Genomic DNA, 17,758 nt, shown 5'->3' with positions numbered 1-17,758 from the left:
TTACGCAGCTATTTACGTTACCGTAACCAGATGGCTCACCGGGGCATTGTTACGGGAAACTCGTATCCGGGTGGTGACGGATTGATCAGGGCCCTGGGGATCAGACGGCGTACAGCCAACGCATGAGGACGAAGGTGCCCATGCCTGCCAGGGTCATGACCAGTGATCCGCACACGTGGGCAGCGATACCCGTGATGGCCCAGAGGACCTTGCCGGCTTGCAGCAGGGTGACCATTTCCGCCGAGAACGTGGAAAAGGTCGTCAGTGCCCCCAGGAATCCCGTGATGACGAAGAGGCGCCACTCCGGTGCGAGTTCGGTGAACTGGGCGAGCACCATGATGGCCAGGCCGATCAGATAACCGCCCGCCAGGTTCGCCACCAGGGTGCCCGGTGGAAGGTGGGGGAACCAGGCGTTTAACTGCATACCCAAGTACCAGCGTAGCAGAGCGCCGCAGGCAGCACCCCCCGAAATCGCAACGATTGATAACCACATAGGCCGTTCTCGCGTGTAAAGGTGAATCAGAAAACGGAGCAGCCGGGTCTGCGCGTCCCGTCCGCGAGGGGGTAACCTTAACCGCCCGCCGGCGCCCCCGCCAGCCACGCCCGGTTATTCCGGAACTCGGCGATCTGCACACGGGCACCGTTGACCCGATGTGCCTCATCCAGCACCTCCGGGTTGGCGACCTGCCAGAATGTGCCGTTGGCAAAAACGGTCACAGCGCCCTGGTCGCTTACCCGCAGTTCCCCGGTGGTGCTGGAAAACGTATGCAATTCTTCGGCCGACGCGTTGTTGCCGGCCACGCACCGGTCCCGGAAAAAGTACAGCAGCACGGCGCCGATCAGCGCCGTCATCAGCAGCTGGATGCCCGCGTTCAAGTCCGGCACCGCCAGGGTCAGCAGGCCGGCGGCGATGGCGCCTACGCCAAACCACAACACCACAAAGGCCCCGATAAACACCTCGGCAATCACCAGCACCACGCCCAGCGTGACCAGGAGCCACCAGGAAATTGTCATATCCATTATGTTGTTCCGGCTCCGCTTGCGCGAAGCCGGTCCGTTATGGGTGCATCACTGCCCGTTTTCGGGGCGTTTACCAGGGTTCGCCAGGAAGTCCTTGACGGTCGCCAGGGAACCAATCAGCTCGCTGACTTCATAGGGCACCACCACCTTGTTCTGGCTGTCGCTCGCGGCAATGCCGGCCCAGGCAGCGATCCGTCCCTGGGTCAGCAGATATTCGCCGGCGTCCGGATTGTCCCGGAGGCCCGCAGCCACCAGCTCGATGGCCTGCTTCTGGCCTTCGGCCTTGAGCACTTCCTCGGTCTTGGCGGCCTCGGCCAGCAGCACCTGCTCCTTTTTGCGGGCCTCGGCGGTCCGTTCCAGGGCTTCGGCTTCCCGGTAGGCGCGTTCTTTGTCACCCTCTGCCTTGGCGATGGTGGAGTTCTTCTCCGCCTCCGCCTTCTGCTCGATGGCCCGGCGCTCCCGGGTGGCCTGCAGTTGCAGTTCCATGGCCCGCTGCACGTTGTCCGGCACGGAGATGTCGCTGATTTCCACCCGGGTCACTTTCGCGCCCCAGCCGCCGGAGGCATTATCCAGCGCCATCAGCAGGGCCGCGTTCATTTCTTCCCGGCTGGACAGGGTGTTGTCCAGCTCCATCTTACCGATCTCCGAACGCAGCGTGGTCTGCGCGAGCTGGGCAATGGCGTGTTTCAGGTCGTTGATTTCGTAGGTGGCCAGCTTGGCGTCGTTAATCCGCAGGAACACCACGCCATCGATGGTGATCTGTACGTTATCTGCGGTAATGACCTGCTGGGAGGGGATATCAATCACCTGCTCCTGGGTGCTGAAGGTCTGCCGCACCTGGTCCACAAACGGCACAATCACGTTCAGCCCGCCGTTCAGTACCCGATGAAAACGCCCGAGGCGCTCGATGACCTGAACCTCGGCCTGAGGCACAATCCGTACCGCCTTGGCCAGGGTGACCACCACGAGAAGGGCAAAAATGCCCGCAACGATCAATACAATGTCCATACGCTTGGTCTTTCCTTGAAGGTCTGTCTCTCCTGGCCGGGGCCAGGGCGTCAGCCGGGCCACGGTCCGCACCCGACGCCGACATTCTACCCCAAGGAAGGCCGGACTTTCGCTGACCGTTGAAGTCGATATACTGGCCGGACGGCGTTTGCCGCGCCGCCATTATCCTCCGCTACCGTCAGGACCCGATTCCATGCCGCTGCTTAGCGCCTTCCTGCTGCTTTTGGTCACCTTCACTTTCGCCAGCACCGCCGCCGCAGAGACGGTCCGGTTGGCGGTGGCCGCCAATTTTGCCGGGGCCGTTGAGCCGTTGACCGCGGCGTTCAGGGCCGAGACCGGCCATGACGCGTCGGTGTCCCTCGGTTCCTCCGGCAAACTGGTGGCGCAGATTCGAAACGGCGCACCGTTTGATGTGTTTCTCTCCGCCGATCAGGCCAAGCCCGAAGCGCTGGCCGCCAGTGGCGAAGCCGTAGCTGACTCCCGGTTCACCTACGCGGTGGGGGCTCTGGCGCTGTGGTCCGCCTCAAAGGATGTCGACGTCAACAACGCGGCCGCCCTGAGGAACGGCGATTTCGGCAAACTGGCCCTGGCCAATCCCCGCCTTGCGCCCTATGGTGCGGCCGCCGTCGACGTCCTGAAATCGCTCGGCCTGGAAGACTCGACCCGGCCCCATTGGGTTCAGGGGGAGAATATCGGCCAAACCTATCAGTTTGTCCGCACCGGCAACGCCGCGCTCGGATTCGTTGCGCTGTCCCAGATTACCGTGGACGGGAAGCGGCCGGAGGGCAGTGCCTGGATCGTTCCCCAATCCCTGTATGCGCCCATCCGCCAGGATGCGATCCTGCTCAAGCGGGGCGCGCAAAATCCGGCCGCCGAGGCCTTCCTGACGTTTCTGGCGTCGCCAGCCGCTCGGACCATCATTCACAACTTTGGCTACACCACGGAGTAGGGCGCCCACGTGCTGACCGACGCCGACCTGTCCGCACTCTGGCTGACGCTCCGTCTTGCCACCGTCGTCACCCTGATGTTGCTGGTGATTGGCACTCCCATCGCCTGGTGGTTGGCGCGCACCCGGTCCTGGCTCCGGGGCCCGGTGGGCGCGGTGGTCGCACTGCCCCTGGTACTGCCTCCGACGGTACTCGGCTTCTACCTGCTCATTGCCCTGGGGCCCAACGGCCCGGTTGGCGGCCTGACTCAGGCGCTGGGCCTCGGCACGCTGGCGTTTACGTTCTGGGGCCTGGTGCTGGCCTCGGTGATTTACTCCCTCCCGTTTGTGGTCCAGCCCCTGCAGAACGCCATGGAAGCCATCGGCGAGCGGCCTTTGGAGGTGGCGGCGACCCTGGGCGCCGGCCCCTGGGACCGATTTTTCACCGTGATTCTGCCCCTGGCCCGTCCGGGGTATCTCACCGCCATCGTGCTGGGCTTCGCTCACACCGTGGGGGAGTTCGGTGTGGTGCTGATGATCGGCGGCAACATACCCGAGGAAACCCGGGTGGTGTCCGTACAGATCTACGACCACGTGGAAGCCCTGGCCTATGGCCAGGCTCACGGCCTCTCGGCGGTCATGGTGGTGCTCTCGTTTGCGGTCCTGCTGGTGCTGTATGGCTTTCGCCGGCGCGCCGGCCTCTGGGGCGCCGGCGCCGCCCCGGTTCCGGAGCACCGCTCATGACCGATGCCCGCGCCCCGGAATCGCTCACGGTGCGCCTTGGCCTGTCCCGGGCCGGCGGATTCGCCCTCAACGTCGATCTTTCCCTGCCGGGCCGGGGCGTCACCGCCATTTTTGGCCCGTCCGGTTCCGGTAAAACCACCTTGCTGCGCTGCATTGCCGGCCTGGAAGCCGGCGCTACCGGTGAGCTGCACGTGAATGGCCAGACCTGGCTGGGCCCGGGCGTGTGCCTGCCCACCCACAAACGGCCGCTGGCCTACGTGTTTCAGGAAGCCAGCCTACTGCCGCATCTGACGGCGCGGCAGAACCTGGCCTATGCCGCTCGCCGGGCCTCTGGGCGGGGTACGGGTGCGGCTGAATCACCGGGCAACGCGAGCGCCGTGGGCGAGCAGGACGTTATTGATCGCATGGGTATTGCGCCCCTGCTGGACCGCAAGCCCGGGCAACTGTCCGGCGGTGAGCGGCAGCGGGTCGCCATCGCCCGGGCGTTGCTGGCCCGGCCGCGGCTGTTGCTGATGGACGAGCCTCTGGCAGCGCTGGATGCCGCCCGCAAGGAAGAGATACTGCCGTACATTGAGCAGATCCGAGACCTGGCGGGCGTGCCGGTGCTGTACGTCAGCCATTCGGTCACCGAGGTGGCACGGCTTGCGGACCAGGTGGTGGCGATGAACGAGGGCCGGGTGGTCGGGCAGGGCGCGGTGGCCGAGGTGCTGTCCGGGCTGGATATTGCCCTGCCGGAAGGAGAAGACACGGGCGTGGTCTGGCAGGGGCCGATTGTGGAGCAGCGGGCGGAATGGCACCTGAGCCGGGTGGCCTGCGCCGGGGGTGATCTGTGGATTCAGCAAGGAGCAGAGAGTCGCCTCGGTGTTTCCGACGGCGAGGTGCGCGTACGTATTCAGGCCCGGGACGTCAGCCTGTCGCTGAAACCATTTGAACAAACCAGCATCATCAATCACTTACCCGCTGTTGTTGAATCCATTTATGAAACGTCCGATGGCGCTCAGGCCCTGGTTCGGCTTCGGGCAGCAGGTCAGCCGCTGGTGGCGAGGATCACCCGGTTCTCCGCTCACCATCTTGGACTGCACACCGGGCAGCCCGTGTGGGCACACATCAAATCGGTGGCCATTGTCCGCTGATGGCGGTCACGACGTTTTACTGTTTCCGTGTCCGCTCAGACCAACGACTGGAAAAGCTCCCGCTCCTGTGCGAAGTGCAGCCGCCACAGGGTAGCCAGGCCAAACAGCAGACGGCGAAGCTCCGCCACGCTCTCGGTGGGCGCATCGGCCGCTTCGGGCACACTGGCCAGAACCCCACCAAGGCGGCGGCACAGGGCAAACAACTCCTGATGGGTTCGGCTGAGGGTTGCCAGCGGATCGTCTCCGTCGAGCATGTCGGCCATCTTTGGGTAAAGTTGTCGGGCATCGGCCTGTTCGTGGGGCAACAGCGTTTCGGTCAGCTCCCGGTAGAGGGCGCGGACGTCATCCATGGCGGCCTGGTTGCCGGAATCCGGCAGGCGGTCGGCCACGCTGGCAAGCCGGTCCAGCATCGGCAGCAAGGCCTCATGCTCCTGTTCCAGTTGCTGCCACTGCTCCTGGCTGAGCCGGGCCCGGGTTCCCCGCTCCGGCTTGAGCGCCAGGGCCCGTAGGGCATTGAGAATCACCGCCACATCAATCAGTTCCTGCAGCACGGCCCCCTGCACCGGCGTCAGCCAGCCCAGCGCTGCGGCTACCATCGCCACCAGGGACAGGCCCATGCCGACGGCCACGCTCTGGCCGGCGATCCGCAGACCGTGGCCCGCCATGTGGCGGGCATCGGCCAACCGATCCAGACGATCCACCAACAGCACCACATCCGCCGATTCCGCCGATGCGGTGGCACCCCGGGCGCCCATGGCAATGCCCACGTCCGCGGCCGCCAGGGCCGGCGCGTCGTTGATGCCATCCCCCACCATGGCGGTGATCTGCCGCTGTTGCTCGGCGGTAACCACTGTTAGCTTGTTCGCCGGGGTCTGCTCGGCGAACACGTCGTCCACGTCCAGGGCGGTGCCGACGGCCTCGGCAATCTGATGGTGGTCCCCGGTGAGCATCACCACCCGCTCCAGCCCGTCACGCCGGAGCCGCCGTAAGGCCCGTGGGGCCTCCACCCGCAGCGGATCCGCCAAGTGAAGGGCGCCGGCCAGCGCACCATCCACCGCCACAAACACCGCGCTGCCGCCTTCCTCGGCCACCCCCCGCAGAAAGTTCTCCGGCCAGGCCGGGGTGCCGGAGAGGCCGTCAAGAACGTAGTCCAAAGCGCCGACGAGCACCCGCTGGCCCTGGACCACCCCCGACATTCCGGCGCCGCCTTGCTCCTGCACGTCGCTGGCTGGCAGCGGCGCCAGCCCTCGCCGTCGGGCGGCGCCAACAATTGCCTGGCCAATGACGTGACCGGAATACTGATCCAGTGAAGCCGCCAGGGTAAGCAGTTGCTCCGGGGTGTTGCCGGCCTCACTGCGAACGGACACCAGCTCGGACTGGCCGGTGGTGAGGGTGCCGGTCTTGTCGAGAATCAGGGTTTTCGCCCGGGCCAGGTGTTCCAGGGCGCCGGCGTTTTTCATCAGAATGCCTCGGCGGGCGCAGCTGGACATGGCAGAGACGATGGCCACGGGCACGGCAAGAATCAGCGGGCAGGGGGTGGCCACCACCAACACCGCGAGGGCTCGCACCGGGTCGCCGCTCGCGGCCCAGGCAATGCCCGCAAGGGCCAGGCTCAGGGGCACGAACCAGGCCGCATAACGATCCGCCATTCGAGCGGCGGGCGCCCGGCTGGCCTGGGCCGAGGCGACCAGACGCACGATGCCGGCGTAGGTGCTGTCGGCCGCCGTGGTGCTGGCGCGCATTTCAAACGGCGGCCCGGCGTTCACCACACCGCTGCATACCGTCTCATGCTGCCGGCGGGTGACCGGCACAGACTCGCCGGTGAGGGCGGACTCGTCCAGCACCACCGAGGCGGAGTCAATGAGCCCGTCCACCGGCACCACATCACCGGCCCGGACCAGCAGGCGATCGCCGGCGGCCACGGCATCCAGCGGCACCGTCTCCACCGAACCGCCGTCCATTCGCTGGGCGGTGCGCGGCGCCCGGTTGATCAGCGCAGTCATCTCCCGCTGCGCGCGCAACCGGGCAAACCCCTCGAGGGCACGGCCGCTGGCAAACATCACGGCGATGATCACCGCCGTCAGGGCCTGATCCAGTGCCAGCGCTCCGGCCATGGCAATCACCGCCAGTACGTCGATACCCAGATCGCGGCGTCGAAGGGTTCGTACCGTATCAACCACAACGGAGAGCAGCGCGGGCAGGGTGCCGGCTAACCACAGCCACTGAGCAAGCGGCGCCCTGCCTACCAGCCAGGCAACGCCGCCGGCGGCCAGAGCCAGGCAGCCAAGGGCGAACACAAGGGAGTTTTGTGAATATAATAGACGCATGCCGGACACCACCTTATCCCTGGAACTGCGAACCTACAATGACGAAGGCCAACGCCACGACCATCGTCACCATCAACTCGTGCTGCCCGTGGCCGGCACATTGCACCTGTCAGTGAACGGCACCGGCGGCGAGGTGTCCGGCCAGCAGGCCGGTGTGATTCCCTCTGGCTCGGATCACGGGTTTGCCGCCTCGGACCAGAACCGCTTCCTGGTGGCCGATATTCCCGAGGCGCTGGCGCCGGCGCTGGACCGGCTGCCGTATTTTGTGCCGCTGGATCCGGCCCTGGCCCACTACGTGCGTTTTCTCCATGCCCAGGTGACCACCGCCGAAACCGGTGCCGCGACCCAGCACCAGATGCTGCAGCTGCTGCTCCAGTTGCTGCAGGAGCGCTACGGCAACCCACGCAGCCTGGATCGGCGCATTGCCGCCGCCAGACAGCTCCTGGACGATCAGTTTCATCGTAGCATCTCCGCCGCAGAACTGGCGTCGGTTGCGCATCTGAGCGTGCGCCAGCTCAACGCGCTGTTCCGGGAACAGCTGGGCGTTACCCCCCATCAATACCTTACCGAGCGGCGAATGGCCCGGGCCCGGCAGATGCTCGAGCAAACCGGTGCCAGCCTCCAGCAGGTGGCGGATGCGGTGGGCTACCAATCGATGTCCACGTTCAGTGATCGCTTCCGCCGGCACTTCGGGCATCCCCCGGGGCATTTCCGGCGCAGCGTTCGATAAAACCCACTCCGCAACCTCCGCCGGAATCCGCATCAGCACCGCCGATTTGCGCACCGGAAATCGCGGCTGGCCGGATATACTGTGAGGCCTCATTGTCGTGTCCGTCAGCCAACCCGCACAGGAGTTTTCATGGCCCGCAGCACTGTTGCCACCGCGACCGCCATCGGCGCCATTTCCGTGGTCCTCTGGGGTACGCTTGCGGTGCTCACCAAATTCACCGGCGGACACATTCCCCAGTTTCAGCTGATGGCCATGACGTTCGGCATTGCCTTTGTCCTGATGGCGGTGCGCTGGTGGCTGCGGGGCGAAAGCGGTCTGCGCTATCTGCGCCAGGCGCCGCAGGCCTGGGTGATTGGCGTGGGCGGCTTGTTTGGCTATCACCTGGCGTATTTTACCGCCATGACCCTGGCGCCCCCGGTGGACGTCAGCCTGCTGGCGTACCTCTGGCCGCTGCTCATTGTGATTCTCTCGGCGCTGCTGCCGGGGGAATCACTCCGGCCCCAGCACTTGATCGGTGCCGTACTGGCTCTGGCCGGCTGCTGGCTGCTGGTAGGCCGCAACAGCAACGGCTTTCAATGGGCCTACGTGAATGGCTACCTGGTGGCCCTGGGCTGCGCCGTGATCTGGTCCAGCTATTCGGTGCTCAGCCGCCTGGTGCGCTCGGTGCCGACGGACGCGGTGGGCTGGTTCTGCGGCGTAACGGCACTGCTGGCGCTGGTGTGCCATCGGCTCTGGGAACAGACCGTCTGGCCCGCCAATCTCACCGAATGGATCGGCGTGGTCGGCTTGGGGCTCGGGCCGGTGGGCATTGCCTTCTTTACCTGGGATCATGGCGTCAAGCACGGCAACATCCAGTTGCTGGGTACTCTGGCTTACAGCGCCCCGCTGATTTCCGTGGTGCTGCTGGTGCTGGCCGGGTATGGCCAGGCCACCGTCGCGGTGATTGGCGCCAGCATCCTGATTGTCATTGGCTCGCTGATTGCCGGTAAAGCCCGGCCCGCGCCCAAAATCCCTGAACCCCATACGGAGAACCGGTTATGATTTCCTGGAACGATTTTGAACAGGTGGAGCTGCGCATTGGCACGGTGATTGAGGCGGAAGATTTCCCGGAAGCCCGCCGCCCGGCCTATAAACTTAAGGTGGATTTCGGCCCCGAGGTGGGTGTGCGAAAATCCAGCGCGCAGATTACCCATCTGTACACCAGAGACGAGCTGGTGGGAAAGCAGGTGCTGGCCGTGACCAACTTCCCGCCCAAGCAGATTGGCCCGTTCATGTCCGAATGCCTGGTCACCGGCGTTCACACAGAGCAGGGCAGTGTCACCCTGGTAACGCCGGACGCCCCCGTACCCAACGGCACGCGCCTGTGCTGATGGCCCATGCAGACCACGTGGGCTGAGACAATGACGCTTCGAGCCTGACCACCCATGACCAGCGCCGCCGCCCAGCAGGGCCCCCAGTACGACCGCCTGATGCACCCGGTGCTGATTGCCGGCTGCATTATTATCCTGGTGAGTTTTGCGATCCGGGCCTCGTTCGGCCTGTTCCAGCTCCCCATTGCCACCGAGTTTGGCTGGCCCCGGGCGTCCTTCTCCCTCGCCATTGCCCTGCAAAACCTGTTCTGGGGCATCGGCCAGCCGCTGTTTGCGGCTTTTGCAGAGCGGTACGGCGACCGCCGGGCGATTCTGGCCGGCGCTGCCTTCTACGTGGTGGGGCTGGTGCTGTCCTCGTTCGCGACGACGCCGGGGCAGCATCAGTGGCTGGAGATTCTGGTGGGCTTCGGCATTGCCGGCACCGGCTTTGGCGTGATCCTGGCCGTAGTGGGCCGCGCGACGTCGGATAAGCACCGTTCGCTGGCGCTGGGTGTGGCCACGGCGGCCGGTTCCGCCGGGCAGATCGTTGGGCCGCCGTTGGCCCAGGCCCTGCTGAGCCAGATGGCGTGGCAATCGGTGTTTGTGGTGTTCGCAGGCCTGATCGTGGTGTCCTTGCTGGCCCTGTTCATGATGCGGGCGCCGCTGCCGCAAAAGCCGGCCGTGGGCGAAGATGACATGCGTACCGTGGTGAAGCGGGCGGTCACCGATCCCTCGTTTCTCTGCATCTTTTTTGGCTTTTTCTCCTGTGGGTATCAGTTGGCCTTCATCACCGCCCACTTTCCGGCGTTCATCACGGAAGTGTGTGGGACGGTCTCCCCGGGAAGCCTGCTGTACTCGATTGGCATTACCTCCGGGGCCAGCCTGGGGGCGGCGTCCATCGCCATCATCGGGTTCTTCAACATCGGCGGCACTTTACTGGCCGGGTGGCTAGGCAACCGCTATTCCCGTAAATACCTGCTTGCCACGGTGTATGCGTTGCGCACGGTGGTGGCCGGTGCGTTCATCATGCTGCCGGTCACCCCGGTATCCGTGGTGCTGTTCTCCATCGCCATGGGGTCGCTGTGGCTGGCGACCGTACCGTTGACCTCGGGGCTGGTGGCTGAGATCTACGGCCTGCGTTACATGGGCACGCTGTATGGCCTGGTGTTTTTCTCCCACCAGCTCGGCGGATTCCTGGGGGTGTGGCTCGGCGGCGCGATGTACGACCTCAACCACAGCTACACGCTGGTGTGGTGGATTGGCGTCGGTGCCGGGGCTTTCTCCGCACTCATTCACCTGCCGGTAAAAGAAATGCCCTGGGCCCAGCGGCCCGCACCGGTGGCCGCCTGAGCCACCACTGACATGGCGGCACCGACAGGCTAACAGCAGCCGGCCCCCGCGAAGCGCGGCCGAGGTGAGGGCGGTCAGCCCGGGTAAGGGATAAACTCCTTGTCGTCCCCAGGCACGGTGGGAAAGCGGCCGGCTTTCCAGTCTTCCCGTGCCTGTTTCAGGCGCTCGGCCCGGCTTGAGACGAAGTTCCACTCCATAAACCGCCGCCCTAGCGGCTCCCCGCCGATCACGGCAATGCGGCATTCCCGTTCCGCCGTTACCTCCACCGTCTGGCCCCCGGCCAGCACCGCCATGGCAAACTCCGGAATCATCGTTCCACCCACGTTCACCTCGCCCTGAGCCAGGTAGATCGCGCGCTCTTCCGTCACCGGCAGCACCAGACGCTGGCCCGGCTGCAGGTGGGCCTCTATGTAGAGGGTATCCGCAAAGACGCGGACCGGTGACGTCACGCCATAGGCGCTGCCCATAATCACCCGCACCGGCACCCCCTCCACGGTCAGCGCCGGGATGGTCTCGCTGGGGTAATGCAGGAACTCCGGCGCCATCTCCTCCGCGGCCTCCGGCAGGGCCAGCCAGAGCTGCAATCCATGCAGGGTATGGTCGGTGGCGGTGATCTCTGGTCGCTCACGTTCCGAATGCACAATACCCTTGCCCGCCACCATCAGGTTGATGTCCCCAGGCCGAATGGGTTGCTCGCTGCCCAGTGAATCCCGGTGCAGGATTTCGCCCTCGAACAGATAGGTGACCGTCGCCAGGTTGATGTGCGGGTGAGGGCGCACGTTGATGCCTTCGCCGGCGGGAAAGTGGGCCGGCCCCATGTGGTCAAAAAAGGTCCAGGGCCCCACCATCTGCCGCTCCCGGGTGGGCAGCACCCGGCGAACGGAGAAACCGCCGAGGCTTTTGGTGCGGGGGATGATCAACAGATCCACCGCGTTTTCGGCGTGGCGGGTGTCGCAATCGGTGATCAGCTCGTCGGTCGGGTTGCTCATGAGGGTGTCTCCTGTTGTGTCATGCAGCTGGGGGCCATCTCAACGCCAATGCCCTATTTTCGTCCAGGATTTGACGTAAATGAAATCCAGACCTGGCACCTTCGCTCATTTCAGCGACAATTGAGAGAAACCGGTTCTTTACAGGGAGGGGATATGGACATCAAAACGTTCGGCGAGCTGATCGACTGGACCCGGGATCTTCACCAGCATCTGGCGAACTGCCTGGGCCACTGCGCTACCGTTCACGAAGAGGAGAGGGCGCGGGCACTGCTGGAATATCTCGCCACCCATGAAGCCGAAATGGCGCGGATGGTGGACGAGTTCGAGCGGCAAAGTGCCCGCAACACCCTGGAAACCCGCGTGTATGACTACCTCAAGCACAACCCGATCGAAACCCATCGCACCTGCGACGAGCCCTACGCCAAGCTGGACTTCCAGGGCATTTACCGGGAAGTGATGGACTATCACCGACAGGTGATGGACTTGTACAAATCCCTCTCGGAGAAAGCCGAAATTCCCGAGGCCCGGGAACTGTTGTCCGCATTGCTGAAAATGGAAACCAACGAATCCATGCGCCTGTCCCGGCAGATCGGACGGATGGATGACGTTTGATGCTGGTGAGCGGGCCGTCATTACCGCGAATGAATGGCCCGCAACGTCACCGCCTGACTGGCGTGATTCCGACAGCGTCAGTCCAGCGGCTTGCGGAAACCAACGGCGATCCGGTTCCATAGGTTGATGGCGCCGATCAACAGCGTGAGATCCGCCAATTCCGCATCAGAAAACTCAGCGCGGGCGGCCTCATACGCGCTGTCGGGAGCCTGGGTGGTCGCCACCAGCGTCAGCGCCTCGGTCCATGCCAGCGCCGCTCGTTCCCGCTTGGTAAAAAAGGGCGTCTCCCGCCAGGCAACCAGCGTGTCCAGCCGTTGCGCCGTCTCGCCGCCTTTGCGGGCGTCTCGCACGTGCATGTTCACGCAATAGGCGCAGCCGTTGATCTGGGACGCCCGTAATTTCACCAACTCCGCCAACGGGCGCTCGATGGTCGATGTTGCCACATACTCCTCAACGGCCAGCATGGTCTTGACGCCCCCGGGGCACGCTTTGAAAAAGTCGATTCGATGGCTCATGTCCGATTCCTCTTGAATTGAGCGGGCACCTTCGTGCCCGACGTACTTACTGATTGACTCGGAATCAGCATAGAATGATGAGCAATCAGCGATAAGACGCCAATTCAGCAATAGATTGTTGTATGGATGGGATAATCAGGTGGATCTGAACGACCTTCGGTATTTCGCGTTAATCGTTCAACACGGCGGATTTACGGCGGCCGAGCGGGTCAGCCATGTGCATCGATCAAAACTCAGCCGGCGCGTCGCGCAACTGGAAGCCTCGCTCGGCGTCAGGCTGCTGCAACGAACGACCCGGCGACTGGCCCTGACCGATGCCGGCAAGATTTTCTACGACCACTGCGCGGCGATGCTGCTGGAAGCGGAGGCCGCCCACGAATCCGTTCACCAATTGCGCACTGAGCCGGTTGGCACCGTTCGGATAACCTGCCCAGCGGTCATGGCGCAGCTGTACCTTATTGAACTGATCTCACGCTTTATGGTGAAGCACCCCAAAGTTCGCATCGAGCTGGAAGCGACGGACCGAAACGTCAACCTGATCGACGAACGCTTCGACATCGCGGTTCGCGCCAGGAATGCCGCCCGGAACGAACCCGGGCTGATTGCCCGAGAAGTCGGTAGCGGCCGCTTCATCCTGGTCGCGAGTCCCGCGTATCTGGAAAAGCGCGGCGAGCCCGTAACCCTGCACGAGCTGGCCGAGTGGGACTGGATCGGCGGCTTGGCGGCCGGGCCGCAGCAAAGTTGGAGACTGACCAACCACAACGGGGCAAACGAAACGTTGCAGGTTCAGCCACGCCTGCTGTGTACGGATCTTCAGGCGCAGTGCAAAGCGGCCTTGGGCGGTGTCGGGGTCGCGATGCTTCCGGAACGCATCGTCAGATCCAGCCTCAACCGGGGGCATCTACAACAGCTCTTCGCCCCGTGGAGCACGGCCGATGAAAGCATTCACATTCTGTTCGTGTCCCGGCGGGGCATGCTGCCCTCCGTTCGAACCCTGTTGGATTATCTCTATGAGGAGTTGCCGGGTGCCCTCGAGTCGTGGGGCGTTTAAAAGGTTGTGATAACAGCGGCCCGACTCGGGATGACCCATGAAAACCAGGATTTCACCCTCAGTGCTGCCATTGTGGTAAGCTTAAATTGCCAAATGGCAGGAGGTGATTATGTCTGCGACCATTGAAAAAGCGGATGATGCGCATGAGCGCCTTGGCCCGGCGAAAGCCAAGGTCAGAGGTGTCTATACCGGTCGTTCCGTTCCGAAGCGTCAAGGTTCAGCCGCTCGACCGCCCGGTTTTGCCGGCCTCCAGGGCGTCAAGAAAATCCGCCTTGGTGGCAAGGCGAAAGAACTGGACGCCCTCAAGGACCTCTTCGACATCGATGACGCATCCTTGTGCACCTTGTTGGGCATTTCGCCACGCACCCTGGCGCGCCGTCGGGAAGAGGGCACCGTGAATAAAGCCGAACTGGATAGGGTGGCCACACTCCATCTGGTCATGCAGGATGCTGTCGACCTGTTCGAAGGCGACCAGGCCAAAGCCCAACGCTGGCTAAAACGCCCCGCGCGCGCGTTGGAACAGCAGTGTCCCATCGATCTGCTGGATACCGAAGCCGGCATCCGCATGGTGCGGGACCTGATCGGGCAGCTCGAGCACGGCGTTTACGCATGAAGGCGTATCGCATTGCCAAGCGAAAGCACAAAGACACCGCGTTTTCCGGGTTTGGCGCGCGCCAGTACGGCGGCCGGTGGAATTTCCCAAAGCACCGGGCGGTGTATTTATCCGAAAGCATCGCGCTTGCCCAGCTGGAAATTCTGGTGAATTTAGGTGAAGAAGACAGCCTAAAGGACTATCTGCTATACGAAATCGATGTGCCCGATGAACAGATCCTGGTGCTGGCCGACGACGCCTACCCAAAAGGTTGGAACAGCCCGAGAGCCTCGCCACGCACCCAGGCCATCGGAACGGATTTCCTCATCGACGGCGACGCACTGGCCCTGGCAGTGCGATCGTGTGTGGTACCGCAGGAATTTAACCTGGTGCTCAATCCGGAGCATCCGGAGGCAGAGGCGGTGATTGATGGGGCGGTCGAGGTGAGGTTTGAGTTTGATTCGAGGCTGGGAGCGTGAAAAGGAAGCTGGTGAGGATCGCAGTGATGGTGATTTTGGATGGGGATCCTCAGGCCGGTCTATACCGTATTTAACATAATATACATTATGCGCACTGAAAAACGGGACGTTAGGTCAGTGATTCATTCAACGGAGCGATATACGACCACGCAAAATACTAAATTTCTCCACACAAAACGCTAAATTTCCACGCAAAACACTAAATTCAGCGTATGTGCTGCTATTTAGAGGCTTGCCGACTGCGCTGCAGTTAACGTTTGAGACGAAAATTTGGTCGCTCCCTAGTCTCGATTCGAGTGTCGTGAGAAGCGCAGCTTCCAGAGGAGAGCTCCCTCCACGAGTACTAAGGCATCAATCACAGGCCGTAAACGCTATCATCTCGACTTCCAGGAATAGCCAAGAACATATTCTTTGAGCTGATCGGCGCCAGGGAATTTTTGGTAGCAAAAGAAACCTGACGCGCAGGTGTCTTCAAACAGCTGATCGTGGAAATCCCGGTTGAAACTATGGATGACATTGCGATCTTCTAGATTAAGAAACGACAGTTACAATGTGTCATTGGTGGACCCCGCCGGCAATGAATTGGGAAGCCCTAATTATCCATCCGACCGAGATACTACGCACTGAACGACCAAAATCCGTTAAAATAACATTATTACGGATTTTATTTGCGCCCTATCCTTCTCCTCATGCAGCCTTCCAGGAGCTTTCCCGATGAGCAAGACCGGCCAGGCCCGCGTCCTCACGCCCGAACAGTTTGCCCACCTGTTGAATGTGATTCAGGAGCACCGCTACCCGGAAAAGAACACCGCACTGGTTCAGATCAGCTTCAAACTCGGGCTACGGGTGCAGGAAATTGCGTTGCTTCAAATCAAGGACGTGGCCGAACTCGGCCCCGAAACTTCGGGTCAGCGCTTGTTCAAACTGAAGGAAATCCTGGCGTTGCCGGCGGCGTATACCAAGGGTGCCGATGCGTTGAAGCGATCCAAATCGACATACCAGCGGCGTCGAATCAGTTTTAGTGTTCATGATTTTGACCAACTCATACGGCAAATCGAGACCATGGCGAAAGCCGGTGCGGAGATTCGACCGGAAGATTTCTATCCGGAGGTCAATAAACATCGTGGTAAATCGCGCGATCTTCCGATGAATGACGTTGCCCTGAGAACGGCTATAGAAAATCACCTTGCGATCCGACTGGCAGCGCACCCCTCAGGGAAAAAGACGGATCCCCTATTCTTGACTCAAAAAGCAGGCCCCTATTCTCCCAATACTCTCCAGGAACACTTTGCTCTCATGCAAAGGCATTGGGCAGGTATTGAACGAGCCAGCTCTCACAGTGGCCGGAGGACTTTAATGACGAATATCATTCATGAACAAAAGAAGTCAGTTAAAGTCGCGCAAAAAATCGCCGGCCATGTGTCACCATCAACCACGCTCATTTACGAAGAACCTCCCGAGGAGTCACTGAAGGAGGCGTTGCAGGATGCCGGGTACCACTATGTTGGTTAGTCCAGCAACAAATAGACTTTAAAGCCCAGTCATTATTACTGTTCATGCTTCCCTTGAAGTCCACTGCGCAGGACCGATAGCTACCCTGCCCTTGTAGATCGGCTCATATGACGGATCTGGCCCACCAAAGGCGAGTGTCATGGCAAATCGCCATGGTGCAGACTGAAGCGTGAAGTTCGGTGTGGTCGCAAAGCGGACATTCGGATGAGACCTTTAACGCATTTGTTCAGCGGCAGCCTTTGCGTAGCGAAGCGGAGAAAAGGCTGTCCGGTGGAGGCCCGCGAGAGCCGGAACGAACTGGAACTATTGGTTAGGTGCTTACGATACCCAGCAGCCAGTAACCAAAAACCCCCGCACACAAAAGCCATACGAAAATAACAACAGCGGCTGCAACGGAGCTGACTGGCTTTGCAGTCATTTCGGACGCTTTCGCCCGGCTTGCCTCTATCACCATAGTCGGCGTCAGCTTGATAACAAGCATGATGCCCAGCGGTAAAAGAATAACGTCATCCAAAAAGCCAAGGACAGGGATAAAGTCCGGAATCAGGTCTATTGGGCTGATGGCGTATGCTGCGATTGCGAGTGCAAGAAGCCTGACAAATACTGGTGTATCGCGATTCCGTGCGACAAAGTAAACGGTTAACGCATCCTGCTTGATACGTTTTGCGGCCTCTTGCACCTTGTTCATCAACTTCATTTACACCTAACGCCAGCCATAAGCGGCGCCCTGACAAGGGCGTCCGGTGGAGGGCCATCGGCCCGTAACAGACTTAATGGCATGGTTATGAATGATCGCTGTCACGCACACTGGCCAAGGCACCCTCGACATTTGAAACTAAATAACTTTCGTACCATGCCGAAAGGTTTTCAATCGCTGATTCTAATGATTGTTCCTTTCCTGGTGCGTAAGGATCAATGCCCTCTATTGGCACCTGTAATTGCTGCGCACCAACAAGCTCAGCGGCAAGCGACCCCACTTGCTGCAGAACACGGCTGACTGGCTGAACAAATGGGGCTGAATCGCCCAACTGGCCGCGACCGCGAATGACCATATAACGGACATTCTCCGGGGCCGTGTGGGCACTCTGCAAAGCGTCCCATACCGTACCCGCCTCCTGTCCGTCGACCGTTCGCATTGTGGCGCTCCGCTCTTCGTCCCTGATCTCTAGCTGATCTAAAGCTTCACAGGCGTCAAGCGCGGAATTAACGAGCCTGCGAACTAATTTCCAATCTGTGGCCATGAATCCCTTCTCCTGTCTCCGGCCTTGTATTCATAACGCCCGCAGCACGCGTGGCTTTGTAGTGGAGGCGAAGCCGCAACGTAAAAGCCATCGCTGTGACTGCGCTTGTATGGATAATTTCTGCCGTGTTTGGGTAAATTGAGGCCCACCCCCAGTGGCCGCTGGGGGCCTTCATGCAGCA

The 17,758-nt window shown here is 61.9% G+C and carries 20 protein-coding genes; 12 read left to right on the top strand and 8 right to left on the bottom strand.

Features of this window, described 5'->3' with window-relative positions:
* Positions 1 to 100: 100 nt before the first annotated feature.
* The 3 genes from crcB to V3388_RS05190 all read right to left on the bottom strand — a co-directional run bounded on the left by crcB (position 101) and on the right by V3388_RS05190 (position 2,028).
* On the bottom strand, positions 101 to 493 hold the full coding sequence (gene crcB / locus V3388_RS05200) for a fluoride efflux transporter CrcB (protein WP_336366486.1): 393 nt from the start codon (positions 491 to 493) through the stop codon (positions 101 to 103).
* A 77-nt stretch (positions 494 to 570) separates the two neighbouring features.
* Entirely contained in the window at positions 571 to 1,020 is a 450-nt protein-coding gene (locus V3388_RS05195) for an NfeD family protein (RefSeq protein WP_336366485.1), read from the bottom strand.
* Positions 1,021 to 1,068: 48 nt separating this feature from the next.
* The gene (locus V3388_RS05190; protein ID WP_336366484.1) at positions 1,069 to 2,028 is read right to left on the bottom strand and encodes an SPFH domain-containing protein; all 960 of its coding nucleotides are present in this window, start codon (positions 2,026 to 2,028) and stop codon (positions 1,069 to 1,071) included.
* Positions 2,029 to 2,221: 193 nt separating this feature from the next.
* On the opposite strand from V3388_RS05190, the gene modA reads away from it, so the two are divergent.
* From modA to modC, 3 genes are read left to right on the top strand one after another with little or no spacing between them, the layout of a single operon-like run.
* Positions 2,222 to 2,977 carry a molybdate ABC transporter substrate-binding protein gene (modA, locus tag V3388_RS05185; protein WP_336366483.1) on the top strand — a complete coding sequence of 252 codons (756 nt, stop codon included), beginning with the start codon at positions 2,222 to 2,224 and terminating at the stop codon, positions 2,975 to 2,977.
* A 9-nt stretch (positions 2,978 to 2,986) separates the two neighbouring features.
* Positions 2,987 to 3,697, top strand: a complete 711-nt coding sequence (modB, locus tag V3388_RS05180) for a molybdate ABC transporter permease subunit (RefSeq protein ID WP_336366482.1) — start codon at positions 2,987 to 2,989, stop codon at positions 3,695 to 3,697.
* Positions 3,694 to 4,830 carry a molybdenum ABC transporter ATP-binding protein gene (modC, locus tag V3388_RS05175; protein WP_336366481.1) on the top strand — a complete coding sequence of 379 codons (1,137 nt, stop codon included), beginning with the start codon at positions 3,694 to 3,696 and terminating at the stop codon, positions 4,828 to 4,830. The genes modB and modC overlap by 4 nt, the downstream gene beginning before the upstream one ends.
* Positions 4,831 to 4,865: 35 nt before the next feature.
* Here the strand turns inward: modC and V3388_RS05170 are convergent, their stop codons facing one another.
* Positions 4,866 to 7,157, bottom strand: coding sequence for a heavy metal translocating P-type ATPase (locus V3388_RS05170; protein ID WP_336366480.1), 2,292 nt, complete (start codon positions 7,155 to 7,157; stop codon positions 4,866 to 4,868).
* On the opposite strand from V3388_RS05170, the gene V3388_RS05165 reads away from it, so the two are divergent.
* The 4 genes from V3388_RS05165 (at position 7,156) to V3388_RS05150 (ending at position 10,586) form a co-directional block, all read left to right on the top strand.
* Positions 7,156 to 7,887: an AraC family transcriptional regulator gene (locus tag V3388_RS05165; RefSeq protein WP_336366479.1), complete on the top strand. Its 732-nt coding sequence runs from the start codon at positions 7,156 to 7,158 to the stop codon at positions 7,885 to 7,887. The genes V3388_RS05170 and V3388_RS05165 overlap by 2 nt on opposite strands.
* 129 nt (positions 7,888 to 8,016) lie before the next feature.
* Positions 8,017 to 8,928, top strand: coding sequence for an aromatic amino acid exporter YddG (gene yddG / locus V3388_RS05160; RefSeq protein WP_336366478.1), 912 nt, complete (start codon positions 8,017 to 8,019; stop codon positions 8,926 to 8,928).
* Positions 8,925 to 9,257, top strand: coding sequence for a tRNA-binding protein (locus V3388_RS05155; RefSeq protein ID WP_336366477.1), 333 nt, complete (start codon positions 8,925 to 8,927; stop codon positions 9,255 to 9,257). Before yddG ends, V3388_RS05155 begins: the two co-directional genes overlap by 4 nt.
* 54 nt (positions 9,258 to 9,311) lie before the next feature.
* The gene (locus V3388_RS05150) at positions 9,312 to 10,586 is read left to right on the top strand and encodes an MFS transporter (RefSeq protein ID WP_336366476.1); all 1,275 of its coding nucleotides are present in this window, start codon (positions 9,312 to 9,314) and stop codon (positions 10,584 to 10,586) included.
* 74 nt (positions 10,587 to 10,660) lie between these two features.
* On the opposite strand, the gene V3388_RS05145 is transcribed toward V3388_RS05150, so the two are convergent.
* Positions 10,661 to 11,575, bottom strand: coding sequence for a pirin family protein (locus V3388_RS05145; RefSeq protein ID WP_336366475.1), 915 nt, complete (start codon positions 11,573 to 11,575; stop codon positions 10,661 to 10,663).
* 153 nt (positions 11,576 to 11,728) lie between these two features.
* Here V3388_RS05145 and V3388_RS05140 point away from each other — a divergent pair, with 153 nt between their 5' ends.
* Positions 11,729 to 12,187: an ATPase gene (locus V3388_RS05140; RefSeq protein ID WP_336366474.1), complete on the top strand. Its 459-nt coding sequence runs from the start codon at positions 11,729 to 11,731 to the stop codon at positions 12,185 to 12,187.
* A 77-nt stretch (positions 12,188 to 12,264) separates the two neighbouring features.
* Here the strand turns inward: V3388_RS05140 and V3388_RS05135 are convergent, their stop codons facing one another.
* Positions 12,265 to 12,702: a carboxymuconolactone decarboxylase family protein gene (locus V3388_RS05135; protein WP_336366473.1), complete on the bottom strand. Its 438-nt coding sequence runs from the start codon at positions 12,700 to 12,702 to the stop codon at positions 12,265 to 12,267.
* Between the two features lie 139 nt (positions 12,703 to 12,841).
* On the opposite strand from V3388_RS05135, the gene V3388_RS05130 reads away from it, so the two are divergent.
* From V3388_RS05130 to V3388_RS05115, 4 genes are all read left to right on the top strand, one after another.
* Positions 12,842 to 13,753 (top strand): LysR substrate-binding domain-containing protein, encoded by a 912-nt coding sequence (locus V3388_RS05130; RefSeq protein ID WP_336366472.1) that lies wholly within the window; start codon positions 12,842 to 12,844, stop codon positions 13,751 to 13,753.
* A 109-nt stretch (positions 13,754 to 13,862) separates the two neighbouring features.
* Entirely contained in the window at positions 13,863 to 14,366 is a 504-nt protein-coding gene (gene parS / locus V3388_RS05125) for a type II RES/Xre toxin-antitoxin system antitoxin (RefSeq protein ID WP_336366471.1), read from the top strand.
* Positions 14,363 to 14,824 (top strand): RES family NAD+ phosphorylase, encoded by a 462-nt coding sequence (locus tag V3388_RS05120; protein ID WP_336366470.1) that lies wholly within the window; start codon positions 14,363 to 14,365, stop codon positions 14,822 to 14,824. The genes parS and V3388_RS05120 overlap by 4 nt, the downstream gene beginning before the upstream one ends.
* A gap of 714 nt (positions 14,825 to 15,538) precedes the next feature.
* Positions 15,539 to 16,336 (top strand): site-specific integrase, encoded by a 798-nt coding sequence (locus V3388_RS05115; protein WP_336366469.1) that lies wholly within the window; start codon positions 15,539 to 15,541, stop codon positions 16,334 to 16,336.
* 310 nt (positions 16,337 to 16,646) lie between these two features.
* Here the strand turns inward: V3388_RS05115 and V3388_RS05110 are convergent, their stop codons facing one another.
* Together V3388_RS05110 and V3388_RS05105 are read right to left on the bottom strand one after the other, a co-directional pair.
* On the bottom strand, positions 16,647 to 17,024 hold the full coding sequence (locus tag V3388_RS05110) for a YkvA family protein (protein ID WP_336366468.1): 378 nt from the start codon (positions 17,022 to 17,024) through the stop codon (positions 16,647 to 16,649).
* 94 nt (positions 17,025 to 17,118) lie between these two features.
* Positions 17,119 to 17,577 carry a hypothetical protein gene (locus tag V3388_RS05105; protein WP_336366467.1) on the bottom strand — a complete coding sequence of 153 codons (459 nt, stop codon included), beginning with the start codon at positions 17,575 to 17,577 and terminating at the stop codon, positions 17,119 to 17,121.
* Positions 17,578 to 17,758: the final 181 nt, after the last annotated feature.

This window comes from Marinobacter sp. C2H3, from assembly GCF_037080155.1.
Taxonomy (GTDB): Bacteria; Pseudomonadota; Gammaproteobacteria; order Pseudomonadales; family Oleiphilaceae; genus Marinobacter.
Note: the sequence above shows the minus strand (reverse complement) of the source record. Positions and strands in the feature narration are given on the sequence as shown.